The sequence below is a fragment of the Duganella guangzhouensis genome (assembly GCF_009674535.1).
Lineage (GTDB): Bacteria > Pseudomonadota > Gammaproteobacteria > Burkholderiales > Burkholderiaceae_D > Rugamonas > Rugamonas guangzhouensis.
This window is the reverse complement of the sequence record NZ_WKJK01000003.1, coordinates 339,559-356,248: the sequence shown is the minus strand read 5'-3', so window position 1 is coordinate 356,248 and position 16,690 is coordinate 339,559. Positions and strand designations below refer to the sequence as shown.

Below are 16,690 nucleotides of genomic sequence, written 5' to 3'. Positions count from 1 at the left end.
GAGTTCTACACTGGGTGTGCGGTAATCAGTCATATGTTCGATTATCGCACAACTTCGAGACACAAAGGTTAAAAACATGATCGATAAGACTTTTGAATCACTGGAGCGCGCCGTGGCTGATATCCACGACGGCGCCACCGTCATGATCGGCGGCTTCGGCAACGCCGGCATGCCATCCGCGTTGATCGACGCGCTGATCGCCCAGGGCGCGCGCGACCTGACCATCGTCAACAACAACGCCGGCAACGGCGAAACCGGTCTGGCGGCGCTGCTGAAAGCCAAGCGCGTGCGCAAGATCATCTGTTCGTTCCCGCGCCAGGCCGACTCGCATCATTTCGACGCGCTGTACCGCGCCGGCGAAATCGAGCTGGAACTGACGCCGCAGGGCAATCTGGCTGAGCGCATCCGCGCCGCCGGCGCCGGCATCGGCGGCTTCTTCACCCCAACCGGCTACGGCACCCAACTGGCCGAAGGCAAGGAAACCCGCGTCATCGACGGCCGCCACTATGTGCTGGAATCGCCGATCCACGCTGACTTCGCGCTGATCAAGGCGCTGCGCGGCGACCGCTGGGGCAATCTGGTGTACCGCAAGACCGCGCGCAACTTCGGCCCGATCATGGCGATGGCCGCCAAAACCACCATCGCGCAAGTGCAGCAGGTGGTGGCGCTGGGCGAGCTCGATCCGGAAGTAATCGTCACCCCAGGTATCTTTGTCCAGCGCGTCGTGAAGGAGGCAGCATGACTAACCGTTATACCCGCGACCAGATGGCCGCCCGCGTCGCCCAGGACATCCAGGAAGGCGCGTACGTCAACCTCGGCATCGGCTTGCCGACCAAGGTCGCCAACTACCTGCCGGCCGACCGCGAAGTATTCCTGCACAGCGAGAACGGCCTGCTGGGCATGGGCCCGGCGCCAGCCGCCGGCGAAGAGGACGATGATCTGATCAACGCCGGCAAGCAGCCGGTGACGCTGCTGACCGGCGGCGCTTTCTTCCACCACGCCGATTCGTTCGCGATGATGCGCGGTGGTCACCTCGACATCTGCGTGCTGGGCGCGTTCCAGGTCTCGGCCAAGGGCGACCTGGCCAACTGGCACACCGGCGCACCGGACGCGATTCCGGCCGTGGGCGGCGCGATGGACCTGGCGCTGGGCGCCAAGCAGGTGTTCGTGATGATGGAACATCAGACCAAGACCGGCGAGAGCAAAATCGTGGAAGCGTGCAGCTACCCGCTGACCGCGATGACTTGCGTCAGCCGCATCTACACCGACATGGCGGTGCTGGACGTGACCAAGGACGGCCTGGTGGTGCGCGAAATGGCGCCCGGCCTGAGCTTCGAAGAACTGCAGGCCGCCACCGCGGCCCCGCTGAAGAAAGGATAATCGAATGACTGACGCATTTATCTGCGACGCGATTCGCACTCCGATCGGCCGTTACGGCGGCACCTTGAAAGACGTGCGTGCCGATGATCTGGGCGCGGTGCCGCTGCGCGCGCTGGTCGAGCGCAATCCCGGTGTGAAGTGGGATCAGGTCGACGACGTGTTCTACGGCTGCGCCAACCAGGCCGGCGAGGATAACCGCAACGTGGCGCGCATGTCCCTGCTGCTGGCCGGCCTGCCGCAGGAAGTCCCCGGCACCACTATCAACCGCCTGTGCGGCTCGGGCATGGACGCTATCGGCAATGCCGCCCGCGCCATCCAGTCCGGCCAGGCCAGTCTGATGATCGCGGGCGGTGTGGAATCGATGACGCGCGCACCGTTCGTCATGGGCAAGGCCGACAGCGCGTATTCGCGCGCCGCCAAGCTGGAAGACACCACTATGGGCTGGCGCTTCGTCAACAAGGCGCTGAAGGAAGTCTACGGCACCGAGACCATGCCGGAAACGGCGGAAAACGTCGCCACCGATTTCAAGATCAGCCGCGAAGATCAGGACAAGTTCGCGCTGGCCAGCCAGACCAAGACTGCTGCTGCTATCGCCGAAGGCACTTTCAAGCAGGAGATCGTGCCGGTGACGATCCCGCAGAAAAAAGGCGATCCGCTGGTGTTCGCGCAGGATGAACATCCACGTGCCACCACCACCGAAGCGCTGGCCAAGCTGAAAGGCGTGGTTCGCGCCGATGGTTCGGTCACTGCAGGTAACGCCTCCGGCATCAACGACGGCGCCTGCGCGGTGCTGATCGCCAGTGCCGAAGCGGCGAAAGAGCATGGTCTGAAGCCGCTGGCGCGCATCGTCGGCATGGCCACGGCCGGCGTGGCGCCGCGCGTGATGGGCATCGGCCCGGTGCCGGCAGTGCAAAAGCTGCTGCGCCAGACCGGCCTGACGCTGGACCAGATGGACCTGATCGAGCTGAATGAAGCGTTTGCGGCGCAAGGCCTGGCCGTGCTGCGCGAACTGGGCTTGCAGGACAACGATCCGCGCGTGAATCCGAACGGCGGGGCGATCGCACTGGGCCACCCGCTGGGCATGAGCGGTGCGCGCCTGGTCACCACCGCAACCTATCAGCTGCATCGTACCGGCGGCCGCTATGCGCTGTGCACCATGTGCATCGGCGTCGGTCAGGGCATTGCGCTGATTATCGAGCGCGTTTAATCGCACGTTAATAACCCCTTAATCATTTTGCTATTAAAATAAGCAATTTTGGTTAAGGGGATTCCGATGGAAGATTTGCTGGCCACCTTTGTGGCCATGTTCCTGCACCTGGACACGCACCTGATGCAGCTGATCGATACCCACGGCGACTGGGTCTATCTGATCCTGTTCCTGGTGATCTTTATTGAAACCGGCGTGGTCATCATGCCGTTCCTACCTGGCGACTCGTTGTTGTTCATCGCCGGCGCGCTGGCCGCCAAAGGCTTGCTGGACCCTGTTACCGTATTTGTGCTGTTGTTTGTGGCCGCCGTTGCCGGTGACGCGCTCAATTTCAGCATCGGCGCGTGGTTCAAGAACAGGGCGCTGGATACCAGCCGCATCCCCTTCGTCAAACCCGAGCATCTGCGGCACACGCAGGCGTTCTTCGATAAGCATGGCGGCAAGACCATCATCCTGGCGCGCTTTGTGCCGATTGTGCGCACGCTGGCGCCGTTCGTAGCCGCGTTGGGTGCTATGCCGCGTCGCGTTTTCCTCGGCTATAACGTCACTGGTGCTTTCATCTGGATCGGCAGTCTGCTGGCAGCCGGTTACCTGTTTGGGAACATCCCGTGGATCAGCAAGAATCTGACGGCGGTGGTGATGGCGATTGTGGTGTTGTCGATCATGCCTGGCGTGGTGGCTTGGCTGCGCGCTCGTAGTGCCGCATCCACGCGCTGAATAGACGCAATCGATATAAACAATTTTACAGAGACGCGTCCGCTGCTTAACATTCTCGCTTCGCAGATTTGAATAACAAGGAGTCGCAATGAGGAGCATGATGTTAGCCGCGCTGGCGCTGTTGGCCGTGAACGCGCAAGCCAATCCGGATCTGGCCAAGGCCAAAAACTGCACGGCATGCCATGCGGTGTCGAGCAAGCTGGTTGGCCCGGCGTTCAAGGATATCGCTGCGAAGTATGCGGCCGAGAAGGGTGCGGACAAGAAGCTGGCGCTGAAGATTCAGAAGGGCGGCTCCGGCGTGTGGGGAGCGATCCCGATGCCACCGAATCCGCAGGTCAGCGAAGCGGAAGCGGCGACGCTGGCGAAGTGGGTGTTGAGTTTAAAATAAAATGAGGCCGCACGCTGGTGGTCGAGCCATTGCAGTGCGTACAATATGCTTCTTCAACATAGGGCCGCGAGTTTTTCCAAACGCGGCAATTATGATTGACGGCTGCTGTTATTACTTGCCAGATGAGCCTGCCTGTAGGAGTACTCCTCAACGAGATCCTCCACCAGAAAAGCCTTCGCGATTCTCGCAACGACCAATTTAGCGAATGCTGCCACGAGCTCTCTCAGCTCACGTGCAGAGCGAGAAAATGATAAGCCGGTAGATGAAATACTTTCCATCGACGCACGCAAAACCATGTACAGCGCCACAAACGGGAAGAGCACTGCTGTTATTAATGCCAGCGGGAAAGAGCTCAGTATCATATGGCTCATCATTACGCGTCGGGCTTCCTTACGCAGACCAATGGCAAAGTGACGCTGCTCTTCATCCATACCAGCAAAAACCTTCTCGAATCGAGCCTTCATTTCAGCTTGGAGCTCTGGATTGCGCTGTATTCCCGTCTCGATGACGATGAACTCGATGAATTGAAAACTTTCCGTATAGCGAAGGTAGCCGTTGAGAAGATCTCGAAGCTGCTTATACACAGGGCCGCCCATGTCCCACCCTGAAGCATGAAATTTGTCGCGCAGCTCGTCACGCAGATCAAACAATTTGTCGCGGTGGGTATCTAGCAACGAGCGCTTGACGATATAGCGCCATACAGGAAGTATTAATAGTAAACCGATGCCGCTCAGAACAAGATCCATTTTAATTTCCCTCAGATGTTGGCGTGTCGCCAGTCGGAGTCAGTCCACATGCAGGGTTGTACGGGTCATTCTGTTCCAGCCTGTGCCGCTCCGCTGCCTTCTTGCGAAGCAGTCGCTTTTTGCCTTTTCGCTCCATGTACCAACCGCTACCGCAAAAGGCAGCGAGAACATAGCCCGTAATGGTGCTAATCTTCAACTCTTTCACCAATCCTGCCAGTGCTTTGATAGCCGCAGGATTTGCTCCAGCAATCTCCCGTAAGCCTTCCATAATAATATAAATTATGGCGACTAGAGCGATAAGCTTGAAAGCAGATGTAAGGAAATTTAGGGTTACCTTGTACTTGTCTGCCGAAATCTTGAGTGTCTCTAGCGTCAACTCATTCTTATTCATTATTTAACTTGTGGTGCCAATTATGCATTCAAGAATAGCATGCAATGGCATTGAAGCAAGGTCGGAATTGGAGATTTGTTATCTAATTTCGCTATTGCACAACACCAACAGGCAGTTGATCTGATGGTACTCTAGTGCCCCTTTTTCACCGTGAGATAGTTCACAAATCCTTGAGATTGATCAAACTAGGCGGCGGGGACAGCTCTTTCACGGTTCCGGGCGAACATTCGGTTCTCGTGGCTGCATATAGCCCTTGATCTGTAGCAGTTCATCGTCTCTGATTTCCGTTCTGCGGAAGAAGGGCATGGCGCTGGCGCCGTATCGTACAAACACCTTCACCAGTTCTGACGACGGGTCTTTGCGTTCCTGTAGCACCGCAGGCTGCTCCGTGTCTTTGTATTTGATCGCCAGCGCCATGGTGCCGGGGTGTCCCGGCCCGGCGGCGTGGCAGGACAGGCAGTGCTTGGCGAACAGCGCGGCGCGGCTGGCTGGTGCTGTGTCTTTCACGACGGCGAACGTGGCGCCAGTGAGCGTCGCGGCCAGGGTGGTCAATGCGGCTGTTGTAGCTGTAGGTGGCGCGCACGGCGTCCTGGAACATCGGCGGCTGCGGTATTCGCCCCAGCCGTTTTCGGTGACGACCTTGATCAGATGTTTAAACGCGTTGCGGATCTTGCGGTTACCTTCAACGTCGCTGCGCGAAATCAGAAACACCAGTATGCAGGCGTGAGCGCGATCACCGAAATTCCCCTGCGCGAACAGGCCGTCGACAGTGGGACCGAAGCCGTATGGATATTCGGCCCAGGTTTCTGCACCGGGCTGGGCGCCCATGCCGGTGCGGACCAGCGTGCCGTCGGCCAGCACCACCTTCATGCCGCAGTGACTGGGAAGTGATTGCGGTAGTGGCCCCAGGTGTCGCCCAGGCCGGGGTTCAGCGCATTGCCGTTCTGGTTACCCTAAACCGGGCCGGGACCGTCGACCCACACTTTGAGCTGATGCTGCTGGATATATTCGTACAAATCGAAATAGCTGACGCCCGGTTCGACGATGCAGAAGTGACGCTTATCGTCGACTTGACTCACGCGTTTGAGGCGCTTCAGGTCCAGCACCACGCTGCCGCGTAGATTGTGTGGGGGGTGTCCCTATGTCCTTCGTCAAGCGTTGACCAGTGGCGCGGGGCAATAAAGCGTCCCGTCCCGCATCATGGCGTACATGACATCGCAGCGACGCCTAGCGAGCGCGATCAGCGCTTGGTTGTGCCGTTTGCCTTGGCTGATCTTTCGGGCATAGTAAGCCCGCGATATCGGGTCTCGTAGCGCCGCAAAGGCGGATAAGAACAACGCTCGCTTGAGTACCTTATTTCCTCGTCGTGATGGGTGTTCACCTCGAATCGATGAGCCGGATCTACGGGTAACTGGCGCCAGCCCAGCATAAGCCGCAAGATGAGCAGCAGAGGAAAACGCTTTTGCGGCGACCTCTGTAAGGAGTCGGGCAGCTGTCCTGACGCCGACTCCAGGCATGCTGGTCAGGACTGAGTAAAGAGGGTGTGCTTGCACCAGTCGTTCAACCTCTTGTGCGACTTCACCGCGCTGACCGCGTAATGCCGCGAGCTGGTGCGCCAGGCGCGGCAAGACAATTGTGGCGGCGTTTGTTCCTGGCACAACCACCGTCTGCTCGGAAAGAGCCAGAAAAATTTCATGGGCCAAGCCTTTTCCCATTCGCGGTGCAAGCTTGCTGAGTTTGTTCGCAAGGCTCTTTTCGCTGGTGGCGGCAAGGCTAGCCGGTGAAGGATGTCGTTGCAGCAGATCCAGCACAGCCGGGTGATCAAGTCGCGGGCCAAGAACGCGCTCCAGCGCTGGATGAATTTGTGTCAGAAGTCCGCGAATTCGGTTACTTGTCTGGGTAATATGGTCTGCCAGATCATCGTCAAAACCACAGAGCATAGTTAGCTCCGCCAGCTGCTCATCGTCGAGACGAAGTGAGCGCAGCGCATGCGGTATTGAGCGTGCCGCTTCCGCGATGATGGCGGCATCTCGTGCATCGGTCTTGGCTTCGCCAACGTGCAGATCCGCAATTCGGCGCATGGCAAGGCCGGGGAGGTAGGCCACCAGAATGCCTTCAGCTCTGGCGACGGTCACCGGCAGCGCACCAATGGTGGATGGCTGGTCAACAACCAGCAGTAGTTTGCCATGTTCCTTGAGGCTGCAAATTAGTGCGCGCAGTCTCGTTTCGTCATTCGGAAGGGTCTTATCGAACAAGCGTTTACCAGCTCTGCTAAGTGCAACGGCATGGTGTTCGCCCTTGCCGACGTCAACGCCAATAAAGACATCTACAGCATCGTAATGTTCAATCGCGTCCATGCGACCTCCCGCTACAAGAGGTTCTAATGGCCAACGGCTTGCGGTAGCAGGTCTCGGCATCCACGTTACGGATGGCCTCAGAATGTCCTCTGGACCAAGTCCCTATCAGCGATCACCAGCCACCCACCAAGTTCGGTGACAACACCCCCCGGATCATGGGCGACTGGGGGGCAACAATCATGCCGAACTTGGCTGGCCAAAACCTTGAGGATCAAGGTCTGTATATAGTAACGGGGGCGCTGCCGCCGTAGCCGAGATTTTTGCCAGTCGAGACAGGGTAGATGACATTGGCGCCGGGAGGTGGCATGCTAGTCCCCTCGTCTCAAGTTGTTATTAGCCGGGCGTGCAGGCCGGCTTGTGTGGAGGCCAGCGGTGCGTGGCGCGCGGCTTCCAGTTGCGTCTCCGGCGCCCACAGCGCGGCCAGATCGCTCTCGCCCAGCGGTGCCTGATAGCACAAGCGCCTGCCTGCATCGCGCGCCAGCAGATCGAGGCAGAACAGGGTGTCGGTACCGGTGATGCTGGCCAGGATGGCGTTTTCGGCGCGCCAGAAGCTGCGCAGATATTGTCGCCAAAGGGTGCCGACGTCGCCATCGATTGGCAGCGTGGGTGTGCCGGCGTGTAGTACCGCTTGCGCGATGGTCAGCGCTGGCGCTTGCCGAGCGTCGTACAAGAATAAGTGCTGGCTGGAGCGGGGAGATGCCGTGATCTGCCCCGGCGCGGACCCTGTCGCCGCGCCAGCCCCGGTCTCCGCAGCGGGCCACGCGCGCGCCACTGCCCCTGGCGTGGAGGGCGCCGCAAACGCGGATGTACCGACGACAAACTGCGCCAACGGCGGCGTGGCCAGCAACCACTGCGCGGCGCGACGGCGGGATAAGGAGATCGTCATGCTGACCTCCTCAATCTATGCGCTTCAAGACCAGCAAGCCGCAGCCCAGCAGTCCAAGAAACAGCGGCAGCGTATGCAGAAACTGCACGCCCGCGTTGCCGCCGCCATGGAAGTACAACAACCCGCCCAGCGCCACGCCCAGCGCGCCGGCCATCTGCTGCACCGCCGTCAACAGCCCGGATGCGACGCCGGCATCGCGCAGCGGCACATCCTGCAAGGTGACGTTGGACAGCGGCGGCCCGCTCAACCCCAGCCCGAGACCCATGCACAGCTGCCCCACAATCAACGCCCACTGCGGCAGCGCGGCCTGATTGACAGTCCAGCCAAGCACGCACAGACCGATCATCTGCGCCAGCACGCCCGGAATCACGGCGCGCACGCCCAGCCGCTTGTGCAAACGTGGCCCGAGCAGACTGATGCCCAGCATCGCACCCAGCGCAATCGGCGCGCAGGCATACGCCATCTGTGACGCCGATAAACCGTACCCGCCTTGCAGCACCAGCGTCATCACCAGCAGATAGCCTGGAATAATCGGATTGATGCACAGGCAGCACAGCAACCCAAGCGCCACGCGACGCTGTCGCAGCAATGCAGGACGCACCAGCGCATCGTCATGCTTGCGATCGCGCCAGACCAGATAGCGAGCGGTCAGCCACGCCAGCGGCGCCGCCGCCAGCAGCGCGGCCACGCTCCACCATGGCCAATGCAGGCTCGGACCTTCGATCAGCGGCAGCAGAATCGCCAGCGCCACCGCGATGGTCAGCAGTGTGCCGCCCCAATCCACGCGCACCGGATGCACGCTGCGCCCGGCCGGCAGCATCAACGCGCCAGCCACCACGCTAATCAACCCAATCGGCAGATTGATCAGGAAGGCCAGACGCCAGCCCAGATCAAACCAGTTAGCCTCGATCAGCAGGCCACCAATGATCGGTCCCAGCGCGGCCGAGAAGCCGCCGAGGAAACCGAAGGTCGCATACACTTTGTGGCGCTGCTCGGGCGGATACATCACCTGCACCAACGCCATCACCTGCGGCACCATCAGCGCCGCGCTGGCTCCTTGCAGCAGGCGGCCAATATCCAGCATGTGCATGCTGGTGGCGGCGCCGCAGCACAGCGAGGCGGCGGTGAACAGCACGATCCCGAGCAGGAACATGCGCTTGTAGCCCTGGCTGTCGCCCAGCCGGCCGCCGACGATCAGCAGCACCGAGAACGCAATCGCGTAGCCGGCCACAATCCACTCCAGCGCCGCCGGTCCCGCACCCAGATCGTTGTCAATCGAGGGCAGGGCGACGTTGACGATGGTGGTGTCCACCAGATCCATCACAAACGCCAGCGCCACCGCGATCAGGGCGGCGGTGCGACGGCGCGGCGTATAGGCGGCAGCAGCCTGGAAAGCAGAGCCTTCCGCTTCAATTTGGGTCGGCTGCATCTCAGGCCGACTCGCGAACGACCAGCGTATGCTGCAAGGTGCGCGAGGTCGGCGTGCCGCCGGCCAGGCGTTCCAATAAGAGTTGCGCGGCCGCCGCACCTAGTTCGTGCATTGGCTGTGCGATGGTGGTCAGCGCCGGCTCAAACACCTGCGATAGCGGCACGTTGTCGAAGCCGACCACCGCGATATCTTCCGGCACCCGCAAACCGGCGCGGCGGAAGGCTTTGATGGCGCCGATGGCCAGCGTGTCCGATACCGCAAACAGCGCGGTCGGCGCGTTCTTCTGCGCCAGCAGCGCGCCGGCGGCCTCCATGCCGAACACATAATCAGTACCGCGCGCGATCCGCACCAACTGCGGATCAATCGCGATGCCAGCGCGCTGCATCGCCACCTCATAACCAAGGTGACGCTGGCGCGCCCACAAATAATTCTCGTCGGCGCTGAGCAGGGCGATGCGTTCGTGGCCACGGTTAATCAGATACTGCACCGCGTCCACCGCCGCCTGCTGGTGATCGATGCTGGCGTGCGGCACATCGCTGTCGGGAATGAACTCCGAGCACGACACCCACGGCAGCCCAGGCATTTCGCGCAGCAGCGGTTGCAGGTCGTGGTAGTGCGCCAGGCTGATGACGCCATCGGCCAGGCGGTTATATAAAGTGTCCAGCGCCTGGCTGTCGCGCGACAGCGTGTCCGGCGCGCCGCCCAGCACCAGGCTGTAGCCGGCCTTGCGGATCACCGATTCCACGCCCTTGATGATCTCCGAATAAAACGGATTGGCGAAGTCCGGCACCAGCAGTAGCAGTAGTTTGCTTTCGCCGCGCGTCAGGCTGCGCGCCAGCGCGTTGGTGCGGTAGCCCAGCGCGGCGACGGCGGTCTCCACCCGTTCGCGAGTATCCGCGTTCACCGGTTTGGTGGAGTTGAGCACGCGCGACACTGTGGCGATGGAGACACCGGCATGGGCCGCAACTTCGGAAATGGAAGCCGCTTTGGAAGTGTTGATAGACATGGCGGGTAGTTTACTGATAAATTGGGTTCATTGTTGGGAAAGCGCTTTCCTAATATACTGTAAAAAAGCGTTAAAAGGTGTACTCCTGTATTGAGATTATGGATATCAAGTATTCATATTATGGAGATGAAACAGATACTTAACGCTGGAGGTAAACGTGGGAAAGCGACTATCATGAATTTGTCGTACTTTTCCCAACCCCCTAAATCGATGTGGCTTAAGACCGCACGAAGGAGACAGACGTATGCACTATATGAGACTCTCGCGGCTCAATCGCGCCCTGGCCGCCGCCGGCATCTTCACCACCGGCCTCGCGATGGCGCAAACCGCCGACACCACCAAGCAGACGGGCATTCAGGAAGTGGTGGTCACTGCGCAGAAGGTCGCGCAACCGGCCAGTAAAACTCCGCTGGCGCTGTCCGTTCTGGGTGGCGAAGATTTGAAAGAAGCTGGCATCACCGAACCGCGCGCACTGGCCGACATGGTGCCGAATGTGCAGATCGGCCAGGAAAGCGGCAAGCTGCAGATCGCGATTCGCGGCGTGGTCAGCCTGGATATGACGGAGAAGGGCGATCCTTCGGCAGCCTTCAACGTGGACGGTGCCTATATCGCCCGCCCGGAAGCGCAGGGTAGCGCCTTCTTTGACCTGGACCGCATCGAAGTGCTGCGCGGCCCGCAAGGCACGCTGTATGGACGTAACGCCACCGCCGGCGCGTTGAACATCATCACCGCCAAACCGGAGAAGCAACTGGGCGGCAAAGTGAGTGTGGAGCTGGGTAACTACAACACCAAGCGCGTCGAGGGCATGGTCAACATCCCGATCAACGCCATGTGGGGATTGCGCGCCGCCGTATCGGGCAACCGTCATGACAGCTATCTGAATCCTGGCCCGAACACCGACATTCCGCTGGAAAGCCAGGACGATCGCGCCGGCCGTATCCACTTGCTGGGTACCTTCAGCAAGGACACCAGTTTGCTGCTGACCGCCGAGACCAGCCGCGTCAAAGGCGGTGGTTCGACACCGGTCCCGATCTCCAACTTCTTCAACGGCACAGCGGTCGATACGCTGGCGTTCTCGCCGGCCGGCACCGGCAACAACATCTCGAATCCGGTGTATGTGGATCGAGGCGCCACCGAGCAGCTGACCACCTCGCAGCGCTTCATCGGCACCAACGGCCACCGCAACAACAAGGCCGACAGCCTGCGCGCTGAATTCAAAACCTCTCTGGGCGATAGCGTCGGCCTGAGTTACCAGGTGGCGCGCCTGAAGACCGAGCTGGATGAACTGCAGAACGGTATCTACTTCGGTTTCCCGCTGACTGGCCTGATCAGCGGTTCGTCGCAATCCACCTCGCACGAGCTGCGCCTGAACTCCACCACCAACGGCCCGCTGCGCTGGGTGGCCGGCGCCTACTACTTCACCGAATGGATCGACCGCTACACCGACTACACCACCTACATCACCGCGCCATTCGGTTCGTTTAATGTGCTGGTGCCGTATCGTCCCTACATCACCAACAAATCGAAGGCGGTGTTCGGCCAGGCCACCTACGCGGTGCGTGACGACACCCGTGTGACGGTCGGCCTGCGCTTTACCCGCGACGAGAAAACCGGCACCGACCCGCTGGCCGGCACCGTGTCGGAAGATGGCAGCGGCGTCAGCTCGGCGGCCTACAGCAACCACGTCAAGTTCAGCAACACCAGCTGGAAGCTGGGCGTCGATCATGACCTGAGCAAGAAGATCATGCTGTACGCCAGTGTGGCCACCGGCTACAAGGCCGGCGGCTTTAACGATCAGGCTACCGCCGGCAGCTACAAGCCGGAGCATTTGACCGCGTTCGAGACCGGCGTCAAAGGCCGCTTCTTCGACAACACGCTGCAAGTCACCGGTAACTACTTCCATTACGATTACAAGGATCTGCAGCTGACCTCCATCGTCTGCCGCAGCGCCGATGTGACCACCTGCGGTTCGCAGACCACCAATGCCGCCAACGCCAAGGTGGATGGCGCGGAACTGGAAAGCACGCTGCTGGTGGGCGAGAACGGCACGCTGCGTGCCAACGTTGCCCTGACCAAGGCCAAGTTCAAGTCCTATCACCCGAACGCCACTGACGACTGGTCCGGCGACAGCCTGGATCGCGCGCCTGAACATACGCTGGGCCTGGCCTACACCCACCGCTACACGCTGCCAGGCGGCGCCGAGCTGTCCGCCACTGCGCAGACGCGCTTCTCCGCGTCGTACTACATCAGCGACCCGTCGGCCGGCATCCGTTACCAGCAGCCTTCGTTCCACAAGTCCGAAGTTTCGCTGGGCTACACCTCGCAGAGCGGCAAAGTGCGGGTGCAGCTGTATGCCAAGAACCTGGAAAACGAGATCACCATCGAGAGCCGCGTGCCTGGCACCTTCTTCGTTGGCGATCCGCGCACTTACGGCATCCGTACTTCGTATAGCTTCTGATTCACCACGCGGCGGCATTCACGCCGCCGCTTTGTCTCTCGAAAGGAGTTGATGTGTCCACACACGCAAACACAGGGCGCCAGGCTGACTGGCGGCAGGGCGCCATCCTGGTGCTGGCCGGCTTTCTGCCGGTGATGGCCATTGTGGCCCTGGCGCCGACTTTGCCGACGCTGCTCGCGCACTTCAAGGATATGCCGAATGCGCAGCTGATGGTGCCGCTGCTGATTACCGCGCCCAGCGCCTGTATCGCGCTGTTCGCGCCGGCCGCCGGCGTCATCACCGACCGCTTCGGCCGACGCAACCTGCTGCTGTGGGCGATGGGCGTGTACGGCATCGGTGGTTTTATCCCGTTCTTCATCGATAATTTCTGGGCGGTGGTGGCCGGCCGTATCGTCATCGGTATCGGTGAGGCGGCGGTGCTGACGGTCTCCAACACGTTGCTGGCCGATTACTTCGAAGAGAAGGTGTGTCATCGCTGGCTGATGATCCAGGGTCTGACCGGTTCCATTCTCGGTTCCATCACCATTGCCTGCTCGGGCTTCCTGGCGGCGCAGGGCTGGCAATGGCCGTTCGCGGTGTACCTGATCGCGGTGCCGATTCTGCTGGCCAGCATCGTCTATCTGTTCGAGCCGCAGCCGCGCGCCAAGTCGCAAACGGCCAGCGTCAGTTCACCATTCCCGTACATGGTGGCGGTGTCGATGTGTGCGGTAACCATCGTGCTGTCGGTGATCTACTTCGTGCAGGTGATTCACTTCTCGGTGCTGCTGAAAGATCTGGGCGTCGCCGATCCGAAGTCGATCGGCCTGGTGATGGCGATTCCAAGCCTGGGTGTGCCGGCCGGGTCCATCCTGTTCAAGCTGACTACCCGCTACGGTGCGCGTACCCAGATGGGTGTTGTGTTCCTGCTGTACTGCTTCGGTTTGGGCGGCATCGGCATGGCGCCGGACTACAAGGTGGCGCTGGCCTTCGCCTTCCTGCAGCAGCTGGCCAACGGCATCATCGTACCGGCGCTGATCGCCTGGGCACAAAGCAAATTCTCGTTCGAACATCGTGGCCGTGGCATGGGCTGGTGGGCCAGTGCCTTTTTCGCGGCGCAGTTCCTGTCACCAGCGTTTGTCAACGCGGTGCGTGGCTGGACCGGCAATCTGCAAAGCGCCTTCCTGGTATTTGGCGTTATCTCCGGCGTGTGCGCATTGGTGGTCTTCCTGACCCGCGACCGCAGCCAACCGTCCCTGATTCTTTCCCAACAAGGTAACAAATGAAAGCAACGCATCAGATCAAACGCGGCGTCTCGCTGTACAGCTACCAGTACGAGACCTTCCTGCGCAAAATGACGCTGGACGACTGCATCGCCCACGCCGCCGGCCTGGGGGCCAAGGGCATCGAAGTGCTGGCCGAGCAGTCCTTCACCAGCTTTCCCGAGGTGCCGCAGGCGCAGATCGACGGCTGGTTCGCATCGCTGGAGCGCCACGGCGCCTACGCCCAGTGCCACGACATGTTCCTGGACACGAAGCTGTACAAGCACCGCAAGCTGAGTTTCGACGAGATGGTGGCGTCGATGCAGCGCGACCTGCATTTCGCCCACAAGCTGGGTTGCAAGACCATGCGCATCATCGTCAACACGCCGCCGGAAGTGGTGGTGGCCTGCGTGCCGCTGGCCGAGAAGCTGGATATCCGCATGGGTATCGAGGTGCACTCGCCGTTCCACTTCGATCATCCATGGATTTTGCGTTACACGGAACTGACCCGCGCCACCGGCTCGGATCACGTGGGCTACATCCCGGACATGGGCATGTACACCAAAAATTATCCGCGTGTGTTCCGCGACCGTTTCCTGCGTCTGGGCGCGACGCCCGCCATCGTCGACTTCATCCTGGAAGCGCACGCCGCGCGCGTGCTGACGGATTACCTGCTGATGGACATCCGCAAGATGGGCGCCAATCCGGTCGACCTGCAGATGGCCGAGACCACACGGCACAACATCTGGAGCAATCCACGTCGCATGCTGGAGTTCATGCCATGGATCTTCCACATCCACGCCAAGTTCTACGAGATTGATGACAGCGGCAAGGAGCCGGCGATTCCGTATGAGGAGATCATCCCGGTGCTGATCGAAGGCGGCTACACCGGTCACTTGTCGAGCGAATACGAAGGTCAGCGCCACATCGAGGACGCTTTTGAGGTGGATGGCCGCGAGCAGGTTCGCCGCCAGCACGAAATGTTCAAGCGCCTGCTGGGCGAAGTCTAAGGAAGGACTGCACATGTACGATCAACACATCATCTATCCCGCCAGTCTGCGCAACACCGCCGAAGGTGGCAACGTCACCGGTTTCAGTCTGGGCGCGCGCCTGCCTTACTATCGTGGCCAGCCGCTATCGGTGGTGGAAGACGTCGCGGTGACTGTGGACGGCAACAAGGTGGCGCGCGAGCAGGTGCGCTTCAGCGTGCGTGGCAAAACCTGGTCGCTGGACCAACTGGAAGAAGCCACCACCGAACGCTGGGAATTTGGCGAAGTGGCGGATATTCTGGTGGCGCATCCAGGCGGCCTGTCGACCGGCCAGCATCAGGTCAGCGTCGCGGTGCAACTGCGCATCTCGTATCTGCCATGGAGTTCGGTAACCACCTGCACCCGCCAGGAAGCACTGGCTGAATAAGGAGCTACAAATGACCAGTACCATCAAAGGACCGGCCATTTTCCTGGCGCAGTTTGCCGGCGACCAGGCGCCGTTCAATTCGTGGGACGCGATCACGCGCTGGGCCGGTTCGCTCGGCTATCGCGGCGTGCAACTGCCCTCCAATGACGGTCGCCTGTTTGACCTGAAGCTGGCGGCCGAGAGCAAAACCTATTGCGACGAGCTGGCCGGCGTGGCGCGCGCCAACGGCGTCGAGATCACGGAGTTGAGTACCCATTTGCAGGGCCAGTTGGTCGCTGTGCATCCGGTGTACGACGAGGCGTTCGATGTGTTCGCGCCGGAAGCGCTGCGCGGCCGGCCGGCCGAGCGCCAGCAGTGGGCGGTGGAGCAGATGCTGTTGGCCGCCAAGGCGTCGCGCAATCTGGGCCTGGACGCCAGCATCAGCTTTCCCGGTGCGCTGGCCTGGCCGTTTCTGTATCCGTGGCCGCAGCGGCCAGCGGGCCTGGTGGAAGCGGCGTTCGACGAACTGGCCAAGCGCTGGCTGCCGATCCTGAACGCCTACGACGAAGTGGGCGTTGATGTCGCCTTCGAGCTGCATCCGGGCGAAGACCTGTTCGATGGTGCCACCTTCGACATGCTGCTGGAGCGCGTCAACCATCATCCGCGTTTGGCGATCGCTTACGATCCGTCGCACTTCCTGCTGCAGCAGCTGGACTACCTGGAGTTCATCGACATCTATCACGAACGCATCAAGGTGATGCACGTGAAGGATGCCGAGTTCCGTCCGACCGGCAAGCAGGGCGTATATTCAGGCTACCAGCCATGGTTGCAGCGCGCCGGCCGTTTCCGCTCGCTGGGCGACGGCCAGATCGACTTCCGCGCGATCTTTTCCAAGTTCGCCCAGTATGGCTTTAAAGGCTGGGCGGTGCTGGAATGGGAGTGCTGCCTGAAGCATCCAGAGCAGGGCGCGGCCGAGGGCGCGCCATTTATCCGCGATCACATCATCCGGGTGACGGAAAAAGCATTTGACGACTTTGCCGGGGGCGCGCGCGATCCCCAGCAGATCCAGCGCATGCTGGGCATATAAACAAG

General features: G+C 60.8%; 18 protein-coding genes. 10 read left to right on the top strand and 8 right to left on the bottom strand.

The genetic code is table 11. The features are described from left to right. The first annotated feature begins 76 nt into the window (after nt 1-76). The 5 genes from GJ699_RS07515 (at nt 77) to GJ699_RS07495 (ending at nt 3,692) form a co-directional block, all read left to right on the top strand. Nucleotides 77-742: a 3-oxoacid CoA-transferase subunit A gene (locus tag GJ699_RS07515; RefSeq protein ID WP_154374681.1), complete on the top strand. Its 666-nt coding sequence runs from the start codon at nt 77-79 to the stop codon at nt 740-742. Continuing rightward, nucleotides 739-1,380 (top strand): CoA transferase subunit B, encoded by a 642-nt coding sequence (locus tag GJ699_RS07510; protein ID WP_154374679.1) that lies wholly within the window; start codon nt 739-741, stop codon nt 1,378-1,380. Before GJ699_RS07515 ends, GJ699_RS07510 begins: the two co-directional genes overlap by 4 nt. A 4-nt stretch (nt 1,381-1,384) precedes the next feature. Beyond that, on the top strand, nt 1,385-2,587 hold the full coding sequence (gene pcaF / locus GJ699_RS07505; protein ID WP_154374677.1) for a 3-oxoadipyl-CoA thiolase: 1,203 nt from the start codon (nt 1,385-1,387) through the stop codon (nt 2,585-2,587). Between the two features lie 66 nt (nt 2,588-2,653). Further along, a complete protein-coding gene (locus GJ699_RS07500) occupies nt 2,654-3,304 on the top strand; it encodes a VTT domain-containing protein (RefSeq protein WP_154374675.1) in 651 nt (216 codons plus the stop codon). 88 nt (nt 3,305-3,392) lie between these two features. After that, complete coding sequence (locus GJ699_RS07495; protein WP_154374673.1) at nt 3,393-3,692, top strand: c-type cytochrome; 300 nt, start codon at nt 3,393-3,395, stop codon at nt 3,690-3,692. Nucleotides 3,693-3,781: 89 nt separating this feature from the next. On the opposite strand, the gene GJ699_RS07490 is transcribed toward GJ699_RS07495, so the two are convergent. The 8 genes from GJ699_RS07490 to GJ699_RS07460 all read right to left on the bottom strand — a co-directional run bounded on the left by GJ699_RS07490 (nt 3,782) and on the right by GJ699_RS07460 (nt 10,507). Beyond that, a complete protein-coding gene (locus GJ699_RS07490) occupies nt 3,782-4,438 on the bottom strand; it encodes a hypothetical protein (protein WP_154374671.1) in 657 nt (218 codons plus the stop codon). A gap of 1 nt (nt 4,439) precedes the next feature. Beyond that, nucleotides 4,440-4,829 carry a hypothetical protein gene (locus tag GJ699_RS07485; RefSeq protein WP_154374669.1) on the bottom strand — a complete coding sequence of 130 codons (390 nt, stop codon included), beginning with the start codon at nt 4,827-4,829 and terminating at the stop codon, nt 4,440-4,442. A gap of 207 nt (nt 4,830-5,036) precedes the next feature. Then, nucleotides 5,037-5,699: a c-type cytochrome gene (locus GJ699_RS34460; RefSeq protein WP_229261985.1), complete on the bottom strand. Its 663-nt coding sequence runs from the start codon at nt 5,697-5,699 to the stop codon at nt 5,037-5,039. 83 nt (nt 5,700-5,782) lie between these two features. Beyond that, the gene (locus GJ699_RS34455; RefSeq protein ID WP_371867485.1) at nt 5,783-5,935 is read right to left on the bottom strand and encodes an FAD-binding protein; all 153 of its coding nucleotides are present in this window, start codon (nt 5,933-5,935) and stop codon (nt 5,783-5,785) included. Between the two features lie 45 nt (nt 5,936-5,980). After that, nucleotides 5,981-7,186, bottom strand: a complete 1,206-nt coding sequence (locus GJ699_RS07475; protein WP_154374667.1) for an IS110 family RNA-guided transposase — start codon at nt 7,184-7,186, stop codon at nt 5,981-5,983. 322 nt (nt 7,187-7,508) lie between these two features. After that, the gene (locus GJ699_RS07470) at nt 7,509-8,072 is read right to left on the bottom strand and encodes a hypothetical protein (protein ID WP_154374665.1); all 564 of its coding nucleotides are present in this window, start codon (nt 8,070-8,072) and stop codon (nt 7,509-7,511) included. A 10-nt stretch (nt 8,073-8,082) separates the two neighbouring features. Continuing rightward, nucleotides 8,083-9,501, bottom strand: a complete 1,419-nt coding sequence (locus tag GJ699_RS07465; protein ID WP_154374663.1) for an MFS transporter — start codon at nt 9,499-9,501, stop codon at nt 8,083-8,085. 1 nt (nt 9,502) lies between these two features. Next, the gene (locus GJ699_RS07460; protein WP_154374661.1) at nt 9,503-10,507 is read right to left on the bottom strand and encodes a LacI family DNA-binding transcriptional regulator; all 1,005 of its coding nucleotides are present in this window, start codon (nt 10,505-10,507) and stop codon (nt 9,503-9,505) included. Between the two features lie 244 nt (nt 10,508-10,751). On the opposite strand from GJ699_RS07460, the gene GJ699_RS07455 reads away from it, so the two are divergent. Genes GJ699_RS07455 through GJ699_RS07435 form a run of 5 tightly spaced genes read left to right on the top strand, consistent with a single transcriptional unit; the run spans nt 10,752 to nt 16,685 of the window. Then, a complete protein-coding gene (locus GJ699_RS07455; RefSeq protein WP_154374659.1) occupies nt 10,752-12,965 on the top strand; it encodes a TonB-dependent receptor in 2,214 nt (737 codons plus the stop codon). A gap of 53 nt (nt 12,966-13,018) precedes the next feature. Continuing rightward, nucleotides 13,019-14,227 (top strand): MFS transporter, encoded by a 1,209-nt coding sequence (locus GJ699_RS07450; protein WP_154374657.1) that lies wholly within the window; start codon nt 13,019-13,021, stop codon nt 14,225-14,227. Beyond that, nucleotides 14,224-15,213 carry a sugar phosphate isomerase/epimerase family protein gene (locus tag GJ699_RS07445; RefSeq protein ID WP_154374655.1) on the top strand — a complete coding sequence of 330 codons (990 nt, stop codon included), beginning with the start codon at nt 14,224-14,226 and terminating at the stop codon, nt 15,211-15,213. The genes GJ699_RS07450 and GJ699_RS07445 overlap by 4 nt, the downstream gene beginning before the upstream one ends. Nucleotides 15,214-15,226: 13 nt before the next feature. Next, nucleotides 15,227-15,619 carry a C-glycoside deglycosidase beta subunit domain-containing protein gene (locus GJ699_RS07440; protein ID WP_154374653.1) on the top strand — a complete coding sequence of 131 codons (393 nt, stop codon included), beginning with the start codon at nt 15,227-15,229 and terminating at the stop codon, nt 15,617-15,619. A 10-nt stretch (nt 15,620-15,629) separates the two neighbouring features. Beyond that, on the top strand, nt 15,630-16,685 hold the full coding sequence (locus GJ699_RS07435) for a sugar phosphate isomerase/epimerase family protein (protein ID WP_154374651.1): 1,056 nt from the start codon (nt 15,630-15,632) through the stop codon (nt 16,683-16,685). Nucleotides 16,686-16,690 lie beyond the last annotated feature (5 nt).

Excerpts from the sequence above, each read along its gene's own strand:
- GJ699_RS07515 (WP_154374681.1), top strand. The coding sequence starts at position 77 with ATGATCGATAAGACTTTTGAATCACTGGAGCGCGCCGTGGCTGATATC.
- GJ699_RS07510 (WP_154374679.1), top strand. The coding sequence starts at position 739 with ATGACTAACCGTTATACCCGCGACCAGATGGCCGCCCGCGTCGCCCAG.
- pcaF (WP_154374677.1), top strand. The coding sequence starts at position 1,385 with ATGACTGACGCATTTATCTGCGACGCGATTCGCACTCCGATCGGCCGT.
- GJ699_RS07500 (WP_154374675.1), top strand. The coding sequence starts at position 2,654 with ATGGAAGATTTGCTGGCCACCTTTGTGGCCATGTTCCTGCACCTGGAC.
- GJ699_RS07495 (WP_154374673.1), top strand. The coding sequence starts at position 3,393 with ATGAGGAGCATGATGTTAGCCGCGCTGGCGCTGTTGGCCGTGAACGCG.
- GJ699_RS07490 (WP_154374671.1), bottom strand. The coding sequence starts at position 4,438 with ATGGATCTTGTTCTGAGCGGCATCGGTTTACTATTAATACTTCCTGTA.
- GJ699_RS07485 (WP_154374669.1), bottom strand. The coding sequence starts at position 4,829 with ATGAATAAGAATGAGTTGACGCTAGAGACACTCAAGATTTCGGCAGAC.
- GJ699_RS34460 (WP_229261985.1), bottom strand. The coding sequence starts at position 5,699 with ATGAAGGTGGTGCTGGCCGACGGCACGCTGGTCCGCACCGGCATGGGC.
- GJ699_RS07475 (WP_154374667.1), bottom strand. The coding sequence starts at position 7,186 with ATGGACGCGATTGAACATTACGATGCTGTAGATGTCTTTATTGGCGTT.
- GJ699_RS07470 (WP_154374665.1), bottom strand. The coding sequence starts at position 8,072 with ATGACGATCTCCTTATCCCGCCGTCGCGCCGCGCAGTGGTTGCTGGCC.
- GJ699_RS07465 (WP_154374663.1), bottom strand. The coding sequence starts at position 9,501 with ATGCAGCCGACCCAAATTGAAGCGGAAGGCTCTGCTTTCCAGGCTGCT.
- GJ699_RS07460 (WP_154374661.1), bottom strand. The coding sequence starts at position 10,507 with ATGTCTATCAACACTTCCAAAGCGGCTTCCATTTCCGAAGTTGCGGCC.
- GJ699_RS07455 (WP_154374659.1), top strand. The coding sequence starts at position 10,752 with ATGCACTATATGAGACTCTCGCGGCTCAATCGCGCCCTGGCCGCCGCC.
- GJ699_RS07445 (WP_154374655.1), top strand. The coding sequence starts at position 14,224 with ATGAAAGCAACGCATCAGATCAAACGCGGCGTCTCGCTGTACAGCTAC.
- GJ699_RS07440 (WP_154374653.1), top strand. The coding sequence starts at position 15,227 with ATGTACGATCAACACATCATCTATCCCGCCAGTCTGCGCAACACCGCC.
- GJ699_RS07435 (WP_154374651.1), top strand. The coding sequence starts at position 15,630 with ATGACCAGTACCATCAAAGGACCGGCCATTTTCCTGGCGCAGTTTGCC.